At 36.6% G+C, this 20,470-nt stretch carries 11 protein-coding genes; 3 read left to right on the forward strand and 8 right to left on the reverse strand.

All coding sequences use genetic code 11. The features are described from left to right. Window positions 1-8: 8 nt before the first annotated feature. The 3 genes from priA to SYN6308_RS09700 all read right to left on the reverse strand — a co-directional run bounded on the left by priA (window position 9) and on the right by SYN6308_RS09700 (window position 3,576). Window positions 9-2,579 carry a primosomal protein N' gene (priA, locus tag SYN6308_RS09690; RefSeq protein WP_017294244.1) on the reverse strand — a complete coding sequence of 857 codons (2,571 nt, stop codon included), beginning with the start codon at window positions 2,577-2,579 and terminating at the stop codon, window positions 9-11. Window positions 2,580-2,739: 160 nt separating this feature from the next. Next, entirely contained in the window at window positions 2,740-3,195 is a 456-nt protein-coding gene (locus tag SYN6308_RS09695; protein ID WP_017294245.1) for a type II toxin-antitoxin system VapC family toxin, read from the reverse strand. A 36-nt stretch (window positions 3,196-3,231) separates the two neighbouring features. Continuing rightward, window positions 3,232-3,576, reverse strand: a complete 345-nt coding sequence (locus tag SYN6308_RS09700; protein ID WP_017294246.1) for a hypothetical protein — start codon at window positions 3,574-3,576, stop codon at window positions 3,232-3,234. Between the two features lie 224 nt (window positions 3,577-3,800). Between SYN6308_RS09700 and crtD the strand changes: the two genes are divergently transcribed. Next, on the forward strand, window positions 3,801-5,297 hold the full coding sequence (gene crtD, locus SYN6308_RS09705) for a C-3',4' desaturase CrtD (protein ID WP_017294247.1): 1,497 nt from the start codon (window positions 3,801-3,803) through the stop codon (window positions 5,295-5,297). A gap of 529 nt (window positions 5,298-5,826) precedes the next feature. Here the strand turns inward: crtD and gcvP are convergent. Both gcvP and SYN6308_RS09720 read right to left on the reverse strand, forming a co-directional pair. Beyond that, window positions 5,827-8,766 (reverse strand): aminomethyl-transferring glycine dehydrogenase, encoded by a 2,940-nt coding sequence (gcvP, locus tag SYN6308_RS09715; protein ID WP_017294248.1) that lies wholly within the window; start codon window positions 8,764-8,766, stop codon window positions 5,827-5,829. Window positions 8,767-8,933: 167 nt separating this feature from the next. Beyond that, on the reverse strand, window positions 8,934-10,034 hold the full coding sequence (locus tag SYN6308_RS09720; protein ID WP_017294249.1) for a Gfo/Idh/MocA family protein: 1,101 nt from the start codon (window positions 10,032-10,034) through the stop codon (window positions 8,934-8,936). Between the two features lie 206 nt (window positions 10,035-10,240). Here SYN6308_RS09720 and SYN6308_RS09725 point away from each other — a divergent pair, with 206 nt between their 5' ends. Then, window positions 10,241-11,221, forward strand: coding sequence for an adenosine kinase (locus SYN6308_RS09725; protein ID WP_017294250.1), 981 nt, complete (start codon window positions 10,241-10,243; stop codon window positions 11,219-11,221). A 55-nt stretch (window positions 11,222-11,276) separates the two neighbouring features. On the opposite strand, the gene SYN6308_RS09730 is transcribed toward SYN6308_RS09725, so the two are convergent. Together SYN6308_RS09730 and SYN6308_RS09735 are read right to left on the reverse strand one after the other, a co-directional pair. Next, window positions 11,277-11,615: a type II toxin-antitoxin system PemK/MazF family toxin gene (locus SYN6308_RS09730; protein ID WP_017294251.1), complete on the reverse strand. Its 339-nt coding sequence runs from the start codon at window positions 11,613-11,615 to the stop codon at window positions 11,277-11,279. Beyond that, the gene (locus tag SYN6308_RS09735; protein ID WP_017294252.1) at window positions 11,602-11,814 is read right to left on the reverse strand and encodes a hypothetical protein; all 213 of its coding nucleotides are present in this window, start codon (window positions 11,812-11,814) and stop codon (window positions 11,602-11,604) included. The genes SYN6308_RS09730 and SYN6308_RS09735 overlap by 14 nt, the downstream gene beginning before the upstream one ends. 177 nt (window positions 11,815-11,991) lie before the next feature. Between SYN6308_RS09735 and SYN6308_RS09740 the strand changes: the two genes are divergently transcribed. Next, window positions 11,992-13,143 carry an NAD-dependent epimerase/dehydratase family protein gene (locus SYN6308_RS09740; RefSeq protein ID WP_017294253.1) on the forward strand — a complete coding sequence of 384 codons (1,152 nt, stop codon included), beginning with the start codon at window positions 11,992-11,994 and terminating at the stop codon, window positions 13,141-13,143. Between the two features lie 270 nt (window positions 13,144-13,413). On the opposite strand, the gene SYN6308_RS25140 is transcribed toward SYN6308_RS09740, so the two are convergent. Continuing rightward, a complete protein-coding gene (locus SYN6308_RS25140; RefSeq protein WP_017294254.1) occupies window positions 13,414-20,439 on the reverse strand; it encodes a PAS domain S-box protein in 7,026 nt (2,341 codons plus the stop codon). Between the last annotated feature and the right edge of the window lie 31 nt (window positions 20,440-20,470).

The raw sequence follows: 20,470 nt of genomic DNA on the forward strand, positions 1-20,470 counted from the left end.
AGACATTTTTACTCTATTCTTAAAGGATCAGCATCAAGCACGATCGAAACTGAGGGATGACAGTATTGTTTTAATGTTAATAAAACTTGCTTCATTTCTGGGGTAAAAGTATCAGCAGATTTAAGCAAAATTTGCCAACGATAACGATTTGCTACTCTCATAATATTAGCAGGAGCAGGTCCTAAAATCTCGATCGAATCGGGTAATAAATTAGCACACATATCCCCCACAGTATCCGCCGATTCTCTAACTCGATCGCCGTCAACACCACTAAAACGCAGTAAAATTAAATTACCATAGGGGGGATAGTCTAAACTTTCTCTTTCCGGCAATTCCTTGCGACAAAAAGCTAAATAATCATGATTTTGCACGGCATGAATGACAGGATGTTCGGGTGAGTAAGTTTGAATAATTACCTTTCCTGCGTCATCACCCCTACCTGCGCGCCCTGCCACTTGGGTTAAAGTTTGAAAAGCCCTCTCACTAGCTCTATAATCAGAATGGAATAGTAAACCATCAGCAGAAACCACCCCAACAAGGGTAACTTGCGCTAAGTCGATACCTTTAGTTAACATTTGTGTACCAATTAACACGTCAGCTTTTCCTGCTCCAAAATCTTCTAAAATGCGACGATGGGCATTTTTTGTGCTAGTGGTATCGCTATCAAACCGTAAAATTTTTAACTCAGGAAACTCTTTTTCTAATTCTAGCAACACTTTTTGAGTGCCAGTACCAAAGAATTTGAGATAGGGAGAAAAACATTGAGGGCATTTTTTCGGATGCAATTCCGTATGATTGCAATAGTGACATCTCAATAATTCCGTTGCTCCCTCATGGGTATAGTGATAGGATAAGGAGACATCACAATGGGGGCATTCCATAACATAACCACAGCTACGACAAGAAACAAAAGTGCTATGTCCTCGCCGAGAGATAAATAAAATAGCTTGTTTGCCTTCTTTTTTGAGGTTATTTAACGCATCCCTGAGACTATAACTAAAAATACTGCGATTGCCTTTTCTTAATTCTTGGCGCATATCTACTATTTCCACTGGAGGCATGGGGCGATTTTGGATGCGATTAGGTAGGGATATATAGTAGTTATTCGAGTTTATCTCTGATTTTAGAGGAAAATGATCCCCCCCAGCCCCCCTTAATAAGGGGGGAGTAAGAGAAGTGTCAGAAGGTAGAATAGGCATCTTGTCGGTTTCGGTAGCTTGTCGCCAAGATTCGAGGGAAGGAGTAGCAGAGCCTAGTATTAAGGGGCAGTTGACTAATTTTGCTCGATATTCGGCGATTTTGACGGCATGATAGGTGGGAATGGGTTGATGTTGTTTGAAACTGGTATCATGTTCTTCATCTAAGATGATCATTCCTATATTCGGTAAGGGTGCAAATACGGCGCTTCTTGTGCCGATAATGACTTGGGATTCTCCTGTTAACATCTGTCGCCATGTGTCGTATCTTTCTCCGTCACTCAAGGCGCTGTGATATACGCACACTTTATCCCCAAATCTTGCCCTAAATCTGTCGGTGAGTTGCGGTGTTAAGCCGATTTCTGGTACTAATACTAAGGCTGACTTCTTTTGTTGTAAAATGGGTTCGATCGATTGTAAATATACTTCTGTTTTACCTGAACCTGTGACTCCATGCAATAATACTGTGGAGTAAGATTTTAAACTGGTGATGATTTCCAATGCACGAGTTTGCTCTTTTGTCAAGTTTTTGGGCTTATCTTTTTCGGGAGAAGAATCTTGTAATAAGCGCAGGGTTTCTCTTTCTTGGATGATAACACAACCTTTTTTGGCAAGGGTTTGCACGATCGAGTTACTATTTAATTGAGCTAGTTTGGCTAATTGATTGAGGGGTAATTCTCCGTGATTATTTTTGAGGATAGTTAAGACATCCTTTTGTTTTTGAGTGAGGGAAGTATCTTCATTTTCCCCAAGAAAGGTGACAATTTTGGTTAATTTTGGCTTTGCGTTGGAGGGAGGCTGTAAATAAATTTCTAACCATTGCCGTTTAACTAAGGTTTTGATTGCCTGTCTAGCGTTTTTAACTTTCTGAGTAATAAATTTATAACTATAGTCTTTTGCTGTGCTTTGTTTTAGCAGTTTGATGACTTGCCATTGACTGACGCTACAATCATCCTCTAGGGTTTCAGGAAGATTGTCGATTATAAGTTTCACTCGTCTTTGAGATTTACCTAATAACTTGGGAGGTAAGGCAACTCTGACGACGTTGATTAAATCTGTTAAATAATATTCGGCGGTTAACTGTAATAACTCCCAGTAGTGAGGAGGAAAAAACCCCGTTGTAATAATATCATCTATCTCTTTTATCTGCTCGATCGAAAGATTCTCTGGAGGTTGACTAAGTAACTTTAACACAATTCCCCCCACGATCGAACTGCCGAAGGGAATACTAACTATATCACCCACTTTAACAACCGTATCAGGTTTAACTTTATAGGTATATAATCCTTCACTATAGGCACAATCTACTAAGACTTCTACCCATTGAATCGAAGGGATAGGATTAACAATATTATAAGTATAAATTGGTTCTGCTAATTTCATTGTGTTATCTAGGATTATTGACAAGAGAATGAGGAATTAATCAAAAATCATATCTAAAAATTTTAATATATTAAAAAAGTTTAATTCTAAAATTAACTTAATTATTTTTCTGATAAATAGAATCTTTTATTTACTTTAATATCTATCATTAAAAACTTTTTTAAGAAATATTTTGCCATTCTCTAGCATCCACAAAAAGAGATAAATGTTTAACATTTCTAGTGGCAATAATTACTGTATTTCCGTTTAATTCTTCTAGTTTAGCTTGACTCGCTAAAATTACATCTCCATCAAGAGACTTTGAGTCAGCAGTCGGTTTTCCTTTTTGTCTTGTTTCCGCCCATAATTGAGCTGCTAATAACATAACTTCTGTGATTATAGGAAGATAATTAAGCACAGTTTTTAATTCATCTAATCGCTGAATTCCATTATGTTTATTAGCTCGAATTAATTCTCTTCTTACTTCATAATCAACTATTTCAGTAAGAGCAATAATTTCTTGTTTTTGTACAAGATTGTTAAACCATACTTTACAACTTTGAGCTTCATTATTATCTGCTTTAGGATTAGTAATAATTCCCACAATACTAGAATCTAAAATAATTAATCTATTCATAATCTTTAATTTTTTGATACTTTCATTGTTTAATATTTAGTCTAAAACTTCTAATAAATAATTTAAAGTTTCGGTTTGTTCTTTAACATCACCTTCTTTTTCCCAACGATTTAATAAATCTAAAATTGCTTGATTTCGGTTAATTTTTTCGACTTTATCTATTTCTTTTTCAGTTGATATTGTTGCTTGAGAAATAATTTCTTGTTCATTATTTGTTGAGGATTGAAAGGCTTGAATAATTTTTAATAAGTTTAGCCAATGTTGCTTTGGAATTCCTTGAATTGCTTGTAAAATATCGCTAATATAAACTTCTTTCGATTCTTCATTAATCATCGTATTAGTGACATCTTTGCTTTCTTGTTTAATCGCTGTTTGAGTCATAGTAATATTCTCCTTATTTTAATGATGATAAGCTAATTATATAATGAGGAATTAAAAATTAGGGTGTTAATCAATAACCCGTCGTGTAATGAATTACACGTCTAATAATATCTCGTTCAATGAATTGAACTTTTTTTATCTATTCTCCATTCTCCATTTTCAATTATCCATTCGACGTTGTTACAATATATTAAGATTTATGAAGCGATCGAACGGATAAATATATGGGAAAAAAACAGGAAGTTATCGTTATTGGTGCAGGAATTGGTGGTTTGACAACGGGGGCATTATTAGCCCATGATGGTTACGATGTTACCATATATGATCAGGCGATCGTACCGGGAGGATGTGCTTCCACTTTTCAACGTAAAGGCTTTACTTTTGATGTGGGCGCAACCCAAGTGGCAGGATTAGAGGAGGGAGGTATTCATCATCGCATTTTCCAATATCTCCAGCTTGATATACTATCAGCGACAGAGTGTGATCCTGCTTGTGCGGTATTTTTACCCCAAGAGAAACAACCGATAATGGTGTGGCGAAATCCTGAAAAATGGCGTTTAGAAAGGGAAAGACAGTTTCCAAATAGTAAGAATTTTTGGGCATTATTTCAGAAACTTTTCGAGGCTAGTTGGCGTTTTCAGAGTCGTGACCCTATTTTACCACCTCGTAACCTCTGGGATTTAGGGCAATTAATTCAAGCCTTGCGGTTAGATACCTTCGTGACTGTGCCTTTTACTTTGATGACGGTAGCGGATGCTTTGAGATTATTCGGTTTAAGTAAGGATAGGCGCTTAAAAACTTTTCTTGATATGCAGTTAAAGTTATATTCCCAAGTGGATACGGAAGAAACGGCTTTACTTTATGCGGCGACGGCTTTATCGGTGTCTCAATCCCCTCAAGGATTATACCATCTCGATGGCAGTATGCAGGTATTGAGCGATCGACTGGTGGAAGGATTAAAAAGGGATGGCGGTAAATTATATATGAGACATTTAGTGCAAAAAATCCACACTGACAATGGAAAAGTAACGGGAGTGACTGTGAAAAACTTGAAAACGGGAGAAATTACTCGACAAAAAGCTCATCATGTGGTAGGAAATTTAACGGTGAATAACCTTGCCACCATGACAGAAAATATCCCTGTGACTTATAGTCAACGGGTAGAAAAATTACCTCCTGCTTCGGGGGCTTTTGTGATATATTTAGGGGTCGATCGAACTGCAATCCCTGATAATTGCCCTCCTCATCTACAATTTTTGTACGACTATGACAAAGAAATTGGAGAAATAAATTCTTTATTTGTATCAGTAAGTAAACAAGGAGACGGCAGAGCGCCCGAAGGCAAAGCTACGATTATCGCTTCTTCTTTTACCGATATTAACCGTTGGTGGAATATTCCCCTTGAAGACTATGAGGCACTAAAACAAGATTATACTAATAAGACGCTCGATCGACTGAAAGAATATTTTAACCTTACTCCTGAGACAATTATTCATCAGGAAATCGCAACCCCTGTGACTTTCTATAAATATACCGCAAGGGAAAAAGGTATTGTGGGGGGTATTGGGCAAAGAATCAGTACATTTGGTCCCTTTGGCTTCGCTACTCGCACCCCCTTACAAAATCTCTGGTTAGTGGGAGATTCAACCCATCCGGGAGAAGGCACGGCAGGAGTTAGTTATTCGGCTTTAACCGTTGTTAGGCAAATTCAGAATAATTAGGGTTTGCTGAAAAAGTCTTGAGATGAAAAGAGATGTTAGGTTTTAGGTGTAACGGTAAAGTGCTCAGTTTTAAGGATTTTTATTCAAAAATTCAACACTTTTAACCTTATTTTTAAAGTTACAAATATATTTACTTTATCTATTAACAGCATCAAAACCTTGATGTTTCAGTATTTCTCCTATCTCCTGTCTCCTACCTTCATCAAAAGACTTTTTCATCATCTGTTATATAAAACTTACTCATAGTTACCTATGACGTTTACTTCTTGCTTCTACCAGTCAAGTCGGCTTGATACTGTCCACAAGTGTTGATTCGGGTGTAACCCACCCTACTTTTATTATTCTAATTAATTGATTAATCTTGAATAATAACTAATTTTTATTTAATTTAATCTTTAAATTAAATAGTTTTAACAGTCTTGGTTATCGACTTCATTAAAAGCTAACATATTTTAAAAAAATGTCAACCTTTATCCCGTGAGTAGGTATAAACAACTATAATAAACTATTAGTTAACAGTTAAAAGCTCCTATTTATAGTTTTCCATTCCTACACAAGAACATACTAAATTTCGATCGCCATAGGCATTATCAATACGCCCGACTGTAGCCCAAAACTTATATTGTTGACTATAGTCATCAGGATAACCGGCAGTTTCTCGACTGTAAGGGTGATTCCAATTACTCGTCATTAAACTAAAAGCCGTATGGGGAGCATTTTTTAACATATTATCCTCAGAATCCATAGTACCATTTTCGATCGAGCTAATTTCCTGACGAATACTAATCATAGCATCACAGAATCGATCGAGTTCAGTTAAAGATTCACTTTCCGTAGGTTCGATCATCATTGTACCACCTACGGGCCAAGACATGGTAGGTGCATGAAAACCATAATCGATTAAGCGTTTAGCTACATCTTCCACCTCAATGTTCGCAGTTTTGCGCAAGGGGCGTACATCAATGATACACTCATGGGCAACCAAACCAGACTTACCTGTAAATAGAATGGGATAATGGGGAGCAAGACGATGGGCGATATAATTAGCATTAAGAATAGCGATTTTTGTGGCTTCCGTTAAGCCTTCACTGCCCATCATGGCAATATACATCCACGAAATAGGCAAAATACTGGCACTTCCCCAAGGCGCAGCCGAAACCATCCCCATCGACTCCTCATTATTCCCCCCCTTACTAAGGGATTCACTCAAAGAAGTAGAAGGTAAAAAAGGCACTAAATGAGCCATAACCCCGATAGGTCCTACACCCGGACCGCCTCCCCCATGGGGGATACAAAATGTTTTATGTAAGTTTAGGTGACATACATCAGCACCAAAATCACCGGGGCGACATAAACCAACTTGGGCATTCATATTCGCACCATCGAGATACACTTGCCCTCCAAAACTGTGGATAATACCGCAAATATCCTTAATCCCTTCCTCAAAAACGCCATGAGTAGATGGATAAGTCACCATCAACGCCGCTAACTTGTCTTGATATTTTTCTGCTTTTGCCTTCAAATCTTCCATGTTAATATCCCCTTGGGTATCACACTTGACGGGGATAACCTTTAAACCACACATCACCGCACTAGCAGGATTTGTGCCGTGGGCAGATTCAGGTATTAAACAGATATTTCTTTCAAAATCTCCTCGACTATCATGGTATTTACGAATAACTTGTAACCCTGCATATTCTCCCTGTGAACCAGCATTAGGCTGTAAAGAGATACCAGCAAACCCCGTAATTTCTGCTAACCATGCCTCCAGTTGAGAGAAAAGAGTTTGATAACCTTGAGTTTGAGACAAGGGTGCGAAGGGGTGAATCGAGTTAAATTCCGCCCATGTAACTGGTAACATTTCCGCAGTGGCGTTAAGTTTCATGGTACACGAACCTAAGGCAATCATGGAAGTAGTGAGAGACAAATCTTTACTCTCCAGCCGGTGTAAATAGCGTAATAACTCCGTTTCTGAGTGATACTGATTAAATACAGTTTCTGTGAGATAACGGCTTTGTCGTTGCAAATCAGAAGGAATACCTACGCTATCTTCGTGGTTTGTAGTAAGGGCTTCAGCCCTTGTTTTCCAATTATTATCCGCAAAAATAGCTAAAATTTCTTTAACATCTTCAAGGGTAGTCGTTTCATCAAGACTAATAGAAATTGATGTTTCATTATAACGAAAGTTAATTAATTTTGCTTCAGCGTTCGATCGAACTCTATCTAAATCATCGATTTCAATAGTAATAGTGTCAAAAAAGTGTTGAGATTTGATTTTATAACCTTTTTCAGCTAAACTTTGAGCGAGAATTTTTGTTAATTTATGAACTCTTAAAGCAATATTTTTAATGCCTTCTTCTCCATGATAAACCGCATAGGCTGAAGCAATGACAGCTAACAAAACTTGAGCAGTACAGATATTACTGGTTGCTTTATCCCTACGGATATGTTGCTCTCTTGTTTGTAAAGCCAGTCTCAAAGCGGGATTACCATGGACATCTTTAGAAATACCAACAATGCGCCCCGGCACTTGTCTTTTATACTCATCTTTAGTAGCAAAAAAGGCCGCATGAGGTCCACCATAACCTAATGGTACACCAAAACGTTGGGTATTTCCCACAGCGATGTCAGCATTTAATTCACCGGGGGATTTTAACAAGGCAAGACTTAATAAATCACAGGCTAAAGTAACGACACCTTTTTGTTGATGAATTTGCTCAATGATATTGCTATAGTCGTAAATTGTGCCGTCGGAGGCTGGATATTGAAATAAAGCTCCAAAAATGGGAGTATTAAAGTCAAAAGTCTGGGGATTGTCAATAATAAGCTCAATATCTAAATATTTTGCCCTAGTTTTAATAACTTCGATCGTCTGAGGATGACAGTTAACATCGACAAAAAAGTGATGTGACTTATGCTTAGTCACTCCATAACTCATTGTCATGGCTTCGGCGGCGGCGGTAGCTTCATCTAACAGGGAAGCGTTGGCAATTTCTAACCCCGTCAAATCGATAATCATGGTTTGAAAGTTCAATAAGGCTTCTAGTCGCCCTTGAGCAATTTCTGGTTGATAGGGAGTGTAAGCGGTGTACCAATTAGGGTTTTCGAGGATATTTCTTTGGATAACCGCAGGAGTGATGCAGTTATAATAACCCATGCCAATATAAGAACGATATACCTTATTTTGTTGTGCGATCGACTTTAACTGATTTAAAGCCTGAGTTTCTGTAAGGGGTTGGGGTAATTTAAGAGGATTATGTAAACGGATAGATTCAGGTACAGCAGTATCAATCAAACTATCAAGACTATCATAGCCTAAAGTTTCTAACATCAATTGTTGCGCAGTTCGATCGACTCCGAGATGGCGATGCTTAAAAGTATCTTCCATCATCGAAGGTTGAAGGCGAGAAGAAGCTATTTCATTATTTTCTACCACAGAAGGGGAGGTTATATGTTCTAAATCAAGCATGGCTGACAGGAGTTATTAATGTTGATATTTCTTAATATATCTTAACTTAATCTTACCTCAGTTCAACAGAATAACCAGTGCAATACTGCTTGATTAAGCCCCCTTGCCCCCAACTTTGGGGGATTGGGGGATTGAGGATTTAGGGGCGGACAAAATAATTTGAGAGTCTAAGCATTCTCATTAACAACTAAACTACGTTTTTCGATGTGGGATTGATGGGTTAAATCCATCAGTAATTGTGAATAAAATCCTTCTTTTAAAGAGGGTGAATTATTAATATTATGATCAATATTATCCACCAGTCGATCGACTACTCTGATAAAAGGTGCTAATCTCCCGTCAGTATAGATTTGAGGAAAAGCCAATCTTTTGGGAATTTCCACCTCCGTTAAGGGTTTATCACCGTTGGAAGCAAATAATTTGAAACCATGTACATAATCTTTTAAGTTACTGCTTCCTAATACTAGAGTGCCTTTCTCTCCATAGATTTCTAACCAATGCCCTCGCCCTTGATAGGTGACAGAACTTAAGTTAATTTGTACTGGTGTACCATTTTTTAATTCTAGGGTAATCAAACAAGTATCATCAGCCGTGACTGGCTTCAGTGCGTTGTTAGATAAGGGATCGGGGCGTTCCTCGATCGAACAACTTAAGTGGGCTCTAATGGTGGCTACTTCCCCGAATAACCAGTTAATATAGTCGAAAACATGGGAACCGATCGCACCTAATGCACCTCCGCCTTTTTCTTTGACAGAATACCAATTCCATGGGCGTTGAGGATTAGCACGAGAAGTTACTAACCAATCTATTTTAATTAAACGAGTTTTCCCGACAAAATCTTGCTCTAAATATTCCTTTAATAATTGCCATGCTGGGATAAATCTAAATTCAAAATCTGCTACTGCAATTCTTTTTTTTTCTTGAGCTAATTGCCATAATTTTTTAGTCTCATTACTATTAAGATTTAGGGGTTTTTCTAATAAGATATGTTTATTATTTTCAAGGGCAGTTTTTCCCATGTTATAGTGTAAAAAAGGTGGTGTAGAAATACTAACTACGTCCACATTAGGAGATGAACAAATATCATCAAAATTGTCCATGGCATAGGGAATATTATACTCTTGAGCGATCGATCGAGCTTTGTTTAAATCTCTATGATAAATAGCGGTTACTTCTGTACGAGGATGAATTTGAAAAGCGGGTAAATGAATCTGTTTACCAAAACCAGTTCCTGCGATCGCCACTTTAATTGAATTTTCTTTAGTCATTTTTTTATTAATAAATATATTGAGAGAAAACTTATCAAAAAATTGAGAAAATTAAGGTTAAAACTCTATAGAAGTTGAACAACCGTTAATCTTTACAAGCTAGTTATAAGTATTTTCTGCAAAAGTAAAATTATTGAATGTGAATAATTTTATTCATAAATTAACTTATCATTAAATTTGGTAATGATTAAAATTTATCGGTGAATATGACTAAAAAATATAACGTATATGGTATTGGTAACGCTTTAGTGGATATGGAGTTTAAAGTAACATCAGAAATGTTGCAACATCTTTCGATCGATAAAGGTGTAATGACATTAATGGATGAAACCAAACAAAATAAAGTGATTGAGCATTTACCGCCCCCTTGGAAAAAATGTTCTGGAGGTTCGGCGGCAAATACAATGGTAGCGATTAGTCAACTAGGGGGAAAGGGTTTTTATTCCTGTAAAGTTGCCCATGATGACGCTGGATTGTTTTATCTTCAAGATTTAATTGATTGTGGTTTAGATACTAATTTAACTCCCGATACCCTTCCTGACGGTATCACGGGTAAATGTTTAGTCTTGGTTACTCCCGATGCCGATCGAACTATGAATACATTTCTAGGAATTACAGGAGATTTAACTCCCCAAGAGTTAAACGAATCAGCGTTAAAAGATTCCGAATACATCTATATTGAGGGTTATCTCGTTTCTTCCCCCGTCGCTAAACAAACAGCGATTTTAGCCAAAAGTATCGCAGAAAAAGCAGGAGTAAAAGTTTCTTTTTCTTTATCTGATCCTAACATGGTGGACTTTTTTAGAGAAGGCATAACCGAAATTATCGGTGATGGTGTTGATTTATTGTTTTCTAATGAAAGTGAAGCCTTGAAAATGGCGAATACAACGGATATTTCGATCGCAATCTCTTATCTCAAAACTTTAGCGAAAACCTTTACTATTACTAGGGGAAAACAAGGCTCATTAATTTTTGACGGAGAGAAAATCATCGAAATCGAACCCTATCCCGTGACAGCTATAGATACAGTGGGAGCAGGAGATATGTATGCTGGATGTTTGTTATATGGCATTACCAACGGCTTAGGATGGGAAAAAGCAGGAAAACTAGCTTCTTTAGCCTCTGCTAAGTTGGTGACAAATTTCGGTGCAAGATTAGATACAGCTACATTGCTTTCTCTCAAATAAGAGATTGCTTCGTTACCTCGCAATGACAAAAAAACTTTCATGGCGAGGTATCAATCTATCCTAAAATTCTTGCCATTAAATGGTGTAAATTATGAGCATCTTCTTTTTGTAATTGTCCTAGTTTTTTTATGACTAAATTTTTATCAATGGTTGCAATAACTGGTTTTATTATCGATGGTTTTAATAAACCTGCTTCACTAAATTTGATGATAGATAATTCGTTTTCGGTTAAGGGAGTGTTTGTTTGACTGGTAATACCAATAATAATTATATCAGGCTTGTATTGATTATAACTATTAGAGCTAATAACAACACTTGGTCTTTTTTTTGTAGAAATTTGATTACTAAAGGGAAAAGGAAGAAGAAGTACATCACTAAAACTATAAATTGTCATAATCTGCATCCTCTGGATTATCCCAAATTTGATGGAATGATGCTTCTGACATCTTCGTATAAACGGTAGTTAATTGTTGATCTTGTTTTTGATTTTGTATATCTTGCTCTAATTCACGATTTAACCTAATTTTTTCGTTTTCAGGTAATTGTTTAACTAGCTGTAATATTTGTTCTAAATTTAACGATAATTGATACATAAAACAATTGACAATAGGCTCAAGGAGATTTTTTTATTATAGTAGTTTTAGCCGATCGAACTTCCATAATGACTCACGGTGAAGAAGAAACTCAGAAAAAAAAGATTTTGTTGATCTTTTGTGTGCCAATAATTGGTAAATTAACCTAAATATTGATATTAATTAAAAATAGTAAAAATGAAAGCATTAGTAATAGGCGGAGACGGTTATTGCGGTTGGGCAACGGCGCTCCATTTATCAAATAAAGGTTATGATGTAGCTATTCTTGATAGTTTAGGTCGTCGTCATTGGGATGACAAGTTAGGGGTAGGCACTTTAACTCCTATTGCCTCTATTCAACAACGGATTCAGCGTTGGTATGAGTTGACAGGTAAAAAAATTGAACTATTTATTGGTGATATTACTAATTATGATTTTTTAATTAAAGCCTTTCGTCAATTTGAACCTGAGTCGATCGTACACTTTGGAGAGCAACGTAGCGCACCCTATTCAATGATCGATCGAGAACACGCTGTATTTACTCAAGTGAATAATGTAGTAGGTACATTAAACATTCTCTATGCTATAAAAGAGGAATTTCCCGATTCTCACCTCGTCAAGTTGGGTACAATGGGAGAATATGGCACACCGAATATTGATATTGAAGAAGGTTATATCGAAATTGAGCATAACGGGCGCAAAGATGTTTTACCTTATCCTAAACAACCGGGTAGCTTCTATCATTTAAGTAAAGTTCATGATAGCCACAATATCCATTTTGCCTGTAAAGTATGGGGTATTCGTGCCACCGATTTAAACCAAGGGGTTGTTTATGGTGTCTTAACGGAAGAAACTGGCATGGATGAGTTACTCATTAACCGTCTTGACTATGATGGTGTGTTTGGTACGGCTTTGAATCGTTTTTGTATTCAAGCTGCGATCGAACATCCTTTAACGGTGTATGGTAGTGGTGGGCAAACTCGCGCTTTTCTTGATATTCGTGATACTGTACGCTGTATGGAACTTGCGATCGCCAATCCTGCTGAAGCTGGAAAATTCCGAGTGTTTAACCAATTCACCGAATTATTTAGTATCAATGACTTAGCGAATATGGTACAAAAAGCGGGGGCAACTGTAGGTTTAAAAGTGGAAGTTAACAACATTGAAAATCCACGAGTTGAGTTAGAAAAACACTATTTTAACGCTAAAAACACCAACTTATTAGATTTAGGTTTACAACCTCATTATCTCTCTGATTCTCTCCTCGATTCTTTATTAAACTTTGCACAAAAATATCAAGGTAGAGTGGATATGGAGCAAATTTTACCGAAAGTCTCTTGGCGCAGATAAATAGTAAGTAATAGGTAATAAGTAATAAGTGAGTAAGGAGTAAAAAGTAAGGAGTAAGGAGTAAAGAGTAAGGAGTAAGAAGTAAAATTCTATTTTAAGAGTTCAATTTTCATAAAAAATATCACGATTTTTAATAGACTTTGACCTTAATTGCCAAAACAAGGGTTGAAACCCTTACTACAAACCAATAAAAAATCTTTTCTGGAGATGTCTAATTAACATTTTTCTCCCTAATCCCCTAATTCCCTAATCCCCTAATCCCCTAATCCCCTAATTCCCTAATCCCCTAGTTAACAATTCCTGAATTTTAGCTACTAATTCTTTGAGTTTCAATGGCTTGGTTAAATACTCATTTGCTCCAATTTGTAAACATTTTTCTCGATCGTGCTCCATAGCTAGGGCAGTTAGGGCAATAATAGGTATATCAACACTTTCGGGATTTTGGCGTATCCTTTCAATGGCTTCTAAACCGCTCATTTTGGGCATTTGAATATCCATTAAAATTATATCTGGTTTTTCCGATCGAGCTAAAGTAATGGCATCTTGACCATTTTGGGCGATAATTAAACGATAACCCTTAGCTTTTAAATAACTGGAAATAGTACTAATATTCGCCTCGTTATCCTCCACCAGTAAAATTAAGGCTTCTTTAAGGGGAGTTTGAGCATTATTAGGGGCTGTTGTTTCTTGGTTATTATCTGTTGATGGAATGGAAACAGAAGGGGTATAAGGTAAAGCAATAGTAAAACAACTCCCCGTGCCTAGTTTGCTACTGAGAATCATATATCCTCCATGTAATTCGACAATTCTTTTTACTAAAGCTAACCCTAAGCCTGTGCCTGAATATTGACGATTTAAAGCACTATCGACTTGCACAAAAGGCTCGAATAAAGTCTTAATTTTATTGGGGGGGATACCTATACCTGTATCGATAATGGAGATATAAATATCGTTGTGGGGGATGTTTTCGGGATTTTCAAAAATTTGGGTGACAAAATCAGGTTTCTCTGGGGGGAAATGATGGGTAACTTTAATGGTGATGTTGCCTCCTTCCGTGGTGAATTTAACGGCATTGTTGAGCAAATTAATTAATACTTGTCGGATTCTCCTTTCATCAATCGTCAGACAAGGTAGATTAAGGGGAAGTTCAGTTTTTAATTGTATTCTCTTTTTCAAAGCTAGTTGTTTAACAAAGGTTAAACTAGATTCACATAGACTTTTCAAGGAAACACTGCTTAACTGTAACTCTAGGTGTTCGGCTTCGATTTTGGCTAAGTCGAGAATATCATTGATTAATTCTAGTAAATGCGTTCCACTACGATCGATCGTCTTTAAGGCTTTCAGTTGTCTTTCGTTAATGTCACCAAATACCTGTTCGCTTAAACCTTCTGCCATGCCTAAAATGGCGTTAAGAGGAGTGCGCAATTCGTGGCTCATATTAGCCAAAAATTCGTCTTTGAGGCGATTAGCTCTGATTAACTCTTGATTACTCTGAAATAGTTGCTCTTCCGTTAATTTCTTCCGTCGATCGAGGCGATAACCTTCAATTAAAATACTACAAGTCATCAAAAACGGTTGTAAATATTCGATCGTACATTGATCATAACCGCCGGGGGTATTGGCAATACCGACAATGCCGATTAAATTATCACCACTGAAAAAAGGTAAGCCTAAAAAAGCGTTTAAGGGAGGATGTCCTTCGGGTGTACCACCACGGCGAGAATCAGTGCTAGGATTATTGGCAATAACGGGTTTTCCTGTCATAATTACAGCACCAAACAGGGTATTCATATTCGTAAACTCCATACCTTGCTCATAATTATCTTCATAGTATTTCTGAGTTTCTTCATTCCATGCCATATTAGTGACACTATGAGTTTGTAAATAGGGTATTCCCTTAATTTTTAAGAAGTTTTCTTCCATCACGGCACTACCGTCTTCTCGAAATAGTACTTCTCCAATAAAACCGTATTCACTATGGGTTAAGTCTAATAAATCCGTAAGTAGTTGTTCAAAAATAATTAAGCGATTCTCGGCAGTAATAAACTGAGATTCTGCTCTAGTCATGGTAGAGAGTAAGTCGTTATTTCTTTGAATGGTGTTAATTAAAGCGGATTTTTCCTGTTCATTTTTTCTTCTGTCGGTAATGTCTCTGACGGCGGAGTAGATATAATTATTCTCAGTAGTTACCGCCCGCCATTCTAACCAACGATAACTACCGTCTGCACAACGATAACGATTGATGAAAGAAGCAATTTCTCCTTCTATTTTCAGGTAGTTGATTGCTTCTAGGGTAGAGGGTAAATCGTCAGGATGAATATAGTCTAAAAATCTTGAGCCTTCTATTTGTTTAACGGGATAACCTAAAACTTTTTCCCATTCTTTATTTACTCTGATAAAGTAACCATTCAGATTAGCAATAGATAGTAAGTCAATGGCGAGGGAGAAAAATCGATCGATTTCTTTGGTTTTGTTCTTTAATTGTATTTGGGCTTGTTTTCGATCGTTAACATTGGCAACATAACCGACAATTTCCGTAGGATTACCGTCAGCATCACGCCACAGCATCATCTCATCTTGTACCCAAATATATTTATCATCTCCTGTCAAAAAGCGGTATTCAATACGAAAATGATTATTAGTAAAAAGTTCTTCTGCCATTTCTTCTCTGAAAATTTCATAATCTTCAGGATGGATAAAGTCATGCCATAAAAACAACCCTGACAAAAAGTCTTCTGAGTCATAATTGACAATGGTTTTTACATTTTGACTAATAAATTTGAGAGGATAGTTAGGGGGATTAACTTCACAACTATAAATAATTGCCGGGCTAGACGATAATACAAATTCTAACCGTTCTTTTAAAACTATATTTTCTTTTTCTTTAGCTTTTCTTTCTGTAATGTCTTGAATAACCCCAAGAACAAAAGTAATATGAGTGTTATCTTCTTTGGGTAAAACGGAAGTAGAAATAGTAATGGTGCGTTTATCGCCATATTTGGTGTGAATTTCCCATTCTTCGGTGATGATATTATCTCCTTGACGCATTCTGCTCATTCTTGCTATGGCTTGAGCCTGAATTTCTGGATTCGGATATAAACTTTGATACCAACCCAAGGTGTTTATTTCTTCAAGGCTATAACCAGTAATTATTTCCATTCTGGCATTCCACACGGTAAAACGGACAAAGGGATGCTCATTAATTTCGTAACAAACGCATAACCCGTCTCCCATTTGCTCAAGAATTTGTTGTCGGAAGGTGTTTTCTTTGTGGATTCTGATTTCTCCTAGTTTTCGATCGGTAATATCAAAGCGAATTGTGAGATATTGAAAGGGATTACCTTCTTGATCTAAAAAAGGGACGATCGTACTTTCTACCCAATAAAAACCTCCTGATTTATTGCGATTACAAATTTCTCCTCGCCAAATCTCTCCTTTTTCGATGATTTCCCAGAGATTTTTAAAGAAACCACGAGAATGATAACCAGAATTAAGTATTCTATGGGTATTGCCGATTAATTCTTCTCGACTATAGCCTGAAAGAGTTAAAAATCGATCGTTAACATAGGTAATTATTCCCTTGCTGTCGGTAATGGCAACGATGGCGGATTGATCTAAACCTTGTTTAAAGGCGGATAATTCTTGTAATATTTTTTGTTTTTCCATTTCATCCCGTCTTTTTTGGGTAATATCATAAAAAATACCCACTAAACCGACAATTTTTCCTTGATTATTTTTGAGGGGAGTTTTGTTGGTTTCTACCCACATCACCTCACCATTAGGTAAAGTCAGAGTTTGTTCGATAAATAATTTAGGTTTTCCAGAAGTGATGACTTCAACATCATCTTGACGACATTTCGCTAATTCTTCTGAGGTAAAAGATAAGTTTATTTGACTTGTATCACTAATATTAACGGTATCGGGGATATTCATTAAACGAGCTAAGGTACGATTACAACCGAGAAAATTAGATTCTCGATCTTTCCATACCACACACACGGGTAATGTATCTAAAAGAGTTTGTAAAAAATGTTGAGATTCTTCTAATTTTCTTTCTATTTCTTTCCGATCGCTTATATCCATAATGACACAAACAGATGTATCATCTTCCATCATTAACGCCACCCCAAGTAACACGAAGACTAAATGCCCGTCTTTATGATAATAGGCTTTTTCCCAAGGTTCGATCGTGCGATGAATTTTCAGATATTCAATACAATCTAAGTCTTGTTGATGATATTCAGGGGGTGTCAGGGTTGCCCAATTAAGCATTCCTGCTTCTAATTCTGCTTTGGTATAGCCTAACATCTCTAAAAATCGATCGTTAGCTTCAGTAATTGTGCCACTAAAATCGGTAAACATAAAGCCTACAATATTCGATTCAAAAATGCGCCGAAAACGAAATTCACTATCTCGTAGGGCTTTTTCTGCTTTTTCACGATATATCCGTGCTTCTTCTTCCTTCGTAATATCTTTACCAATGCCCAAAAAACCAATAATTTCTTCTTTTTCATTTTTCAAAGGATTAACCACCATCAAGATGGGAAAACGAGTACCATCTTTTTTAATATTGGTAATGGTAAACTCGTTAACCATACCTAACCTTGATTTAATAGTAAAAACAGTAATATCGGGGGGAATTTCTCGCCCTAACTCTTGAGATAATTGCACAGCAAGGGCTTGGGCTTCTTCTAAATCCACGAATAATAAAGGAGTGGCTTTCCCGACAACTTCTTCGGCTTTATAACCCAACATTTTTTCTGCCCCAAAGTTAAAGGTTTGAATAAAACCATTACAGTCAGTGGAAATAATGGAATAGTCGGTACTATCAAGAATCATTTTTTGTAGATGATTGATTCTCCATAGTTCATGGGTACGCTGGGCTACTTTAATTTCTAATTCGTAATTTAATTTAGCTAGTTTTAATTCTGCTTCTTTTAATTTGGTGATGTCTTGTACTGTACCTCTGGAAATTAAAGGTTTACCATCTTCGTTGTAATCTGTTTCGCATTGCTCTTGAACATATTTAACTTGACCATCAGGAAGAATAATGCGATGACAAATATTATAATCAGTTTGATTATTGACATGACTCTCATAGTTCTCATTAACAAAGGCTCGATCGTTAGGATGTATCAATTCTAAAAAACTTTTGTATGAAGGAGTAAAGTTTAAAGTAGAAACACCGAAAATAGAAAAACACTGTTTTGACCAATAAAGACTATCTTCAGGGTGATTATATTCCCAATGTCCTAATTTCGCTATTCTTTGGGCTTCTTTCAAACGGAAGCTCGTTATTTCTATTTGTTTTTGAGATTTAATTAATTCTATCTCGTTTAATTTCCCTTCCGTAATATCTTCGGCAATGCCGCAAACTCGCACATTATTAACCCCTGAATTTTTAACGAGAAAGTTACGATCTAAAATCCAGCGAATTTCACCATCAGGGCGAACAATGCGATATTCAACGGTGGTTTGTTGCCCTAATTTTTGACTTTCGTAGGCTTGAATCACAAGGTTTTGATCTTCGGGATGCACACTCTCCATGTACGATCGAGGATTATCATATAAACTTTGACAGGATTTTCCCCAAATATGCTCGTAAGTAGGACTAATATAGAGTATTTTTCCTTGTTTCAAATCCGTTAAATAAAAAATTTGCTCGATATTTTCTGCTAATTGACGAAAACGACTTTCACTCTCTTTAACTAAGGCTTCGGCTTTTTGTCTTTCTTCTAATTCATTTTCGAGGTTGTGATAGTTAATAGACTGTTGTATGGCGATGGCTAAATTAACGGTTATTTCTTGAAAGAGGGAAATATCTTCTTCCTGCCATTGTCGAAAATCTTGACATTGATGCCCAATTAAAAGTCCCCATAATTGCTCTTGTAAGCGAATCGGTATAATTAAGTTAGATTTGATCTGATATTGTTCGACAAATTCTATATAACAATCTGGATAATCTGCCGTGTAAATATTCTCAATGGCGATAGCTTCATCGGTGTTGTATTTTGCTTTACTAGCTACATATTCTTGAAAACAGGCATCTTCAACTTTATTTCCTTTAGCTTTCAAAAATTTTTCATTAACGGATTCAGCCACAATAACCCCACTCCAATCGGGATTAAACTGATAGACTAAAACTCGATCGCACCCAGAAAAAGCGCGTAATTCATCGACACAAGTATTTAAAATTTCCTCAAGATGGAGAGAGACTCGAATACGATTACCAATTTCGGCGATTAATTTTTCTCTCTTGGCTTTATTTTTTAATTCTTTGGTTTTTATTTTAACGGTTTCTTCTAACTCTCGATTGCGGTTATGTAAGAGGGCATATTTTTCTAATTCTAATTCTTTCACCCGTTGCTCTAACATGGTTGCCATGTTATAAATTTCGAGAGGATTGAGAGCTTGTAAGATATTAGTTTGAGTCACAATACCCACAATCTTCCCTTTATCCCCCGTAACTAATAAACGACGAATCAAATGTTTTTCCATCAAATGTTGAACTGTCAACAAAGATTCATCTAAATCTACGGTTATTAGAGGGCAACTCATGACATCTCCAGCTTGATAGCTCTTAAAATCCAGATGTAATGCTTGAAATTGTACTAAATCTCGCTCACTGACAATACCAACGGGTAATTCTTGAATTTGCCCTTCTGTCTCCCTTTTTCCTGTAATAATAATACAACTTACTCGATGGAGAGTCATTTTTCGGGCAATTTCCATCAAAGATGCTTTTTCATCGGCACAGATAACCTGATGAATCATTACTTCTTTGACTTGTCGTAACTTTAATAAGTCAATGGGGCGAGATAGTTGTCTTAAACTTTCATGGGTAACTAAGCCCGTTAATCGATCGTGATCATCTAAAATGGGGAGATGACGAATTTTATATTGATAAAGTAAATTAATCGTCCAAAATAAATCGGTGAATTGACTTTCAGCAAAAGTAATCACAGGGGAAATCATTACTTCCTCCACCGTGATATGATCCAGTGATGGATTCTCGATACTTAAACGAACAATATCCCTTTCTGTTAAAATACCAATTACTTTTTCTTCTTCAACTACAATCACACAACTCGTGCGCACTGCTTGCCCTTGGCATCGAGCTTCGATTTCTAGGGATTTTTTATTCCTATCTTGATCATAGGATGTATCACAACTAGAATGAATGCCACTCATTAGCTCGATCGCTTCTCTTACCGTAGTTTGAGGAGATACCGTGAGGGGATGACGAATAATACCAGATTTTAATTCTTCGATCGTCAGGGGAACGTAGTTTAACATGGATTTTCACCTCATCAATCAAGTTGCTAAA

The sequence above is a fragment of the Geminocystis herdmanii PCC 6308 genome (assembly GCF_000332235.1).
GTDB classification, from domain to species: Bacteria; Cyanobacteriota; Cyanobacteriia; order Cyanobacteriales; family Cyanobacteriaceae; genus Geminocystis; species Geminocystis herdmanii.

Coding starts and splice junctions, on each gene's coding strand:
- crtD (WP_017294247.1), top strand. CDS start 3,801: ATGGGAAAAAAACAGGAAGTTATCGTTATTGGTGCAGGAATTGGTGGT.
- priA (WP_017294244.1), bottom strand. CDS start 2,579: ATGAAATTAGCAGAACCAATTTATACTTATAATATTGTTAATCCTATC.
- SYN6308_RS09740 (WP_017294253.1), top strand. CDS start 11,992: ATGAAAGCATTAGTAATAGGCGGAGACGGTTATTGCGGTTGGGCAACG.
- SYN6308_RS09735 (WP_017294252.1), bottom strand. CDS start 11,814: ATGTATCAATTATCGTTAAATTTAGAACAAATATTACAGCTAGTTAAA.
- SYN6308_RS25140 (WP_017294254.1), bottom strand. CDS start 20,439: ATGTTAAACTACGTTCCCCTGACGATCGAAGAATTAAAATCTGGTATT.
- gcvP (WP_017294248.1), bottom strand. CDS start 8,766: ATGCTTGATTTAGAACATATAACCTCCCCTTCTGTGGTAGAAAATAAT.
- SYN6308_RS09730 (WP_017294251.1), bottom strand. CDS start 11,615: ATGACAATTTATAGTTTTAGTGATGTACTTCTTCTTCCTTTTCCCTTT.
- SYN6308_RS09720 (WP_017294249.1), bottom strand. CDS start 10,034: ATGACTAAAGAAAATTCAATTAAAGTGGCGATCGCAGGAACTGGTTTT.
- SYN6308_RS09695 (WP_017294245.1), bottom strand. CDS start 3,195: ATGAATAGATTAATTATTTTAGATTCTAGTATTGTGGGAATTATTACT.
- SYN6308_RS09700 (WP_017294246.1), bottom strand. CDS start 3,576: ATGACTCAAACAGCGATTAAACAAGAAAGCAAAGATGTCACTAATACG.
- SYN6308_RS09725 (WP_017294250.1), top strand. CDS start 10,241: ATGACTAAAAAATATAACGTATATGGTATTGGTAACGCTTTAGTGGAT.